This window comes from Burkholderia sp. Bp8984, assembly GCF_003853755.1.
Lineage (GTDB): Bacteria > Pseudomonadota > Gammaproteobacteria > Burkholderiales > Burkholderiaceae > Burkholderia.
The window spans coordinates 1-325 of sequence record NZ_QTQN01000119.1 but is presented as its reverse complement, the minus strand read 5'-3'; the positions used below and the strand labels follow the sequence as shown (position 1 = coordinate 325).

Annotated in this window: 1 pseudogene; it reads right to left on the bottom strand. The window is 63.4% G+C overall.

Annotated elements, in window-relative coordinates:
• A pseudogene (locus tag DID98_RS35610) lies at nt 1-271 on the bottom strand (electron transfer flavoprotein subunit alpha/FixB family protein); the annotation flags it as partial.
• Nucleotides 272-325: the final 54 nt, after the last annotated feature.

Sequence of the window (325 nt, the reverse complement as noted above, 5' to 3'; positions counted from 1 at the left end):
GCGCGGTCGCTTCGACGTTTTCCGCGAGGCCCGCTTCGAGTTGCGGCGCATCGGCCAGCAACACCTTCGACACACCTGCGATCTTCGCTGCTGCATCGGCCGCTGCTTGCGCATTGTGGCCCGCGACCAGCACGTGGATGTCGCCGCCGACGAATTTGCCAACTTCGGCTGCCGCCGCCACCGAATTCAGCGTCGCGGCCTTGATCGACGCGTTGCCCCCCAAGGGGGCTTCCTTCGGGGCGTCGCACTCTGCAATCACCAGAATCGTCATTTCTTTCCGCTCCCTCTTACAGCACCTTGGCTTCGGTCTTCAGCTTCTCGACCA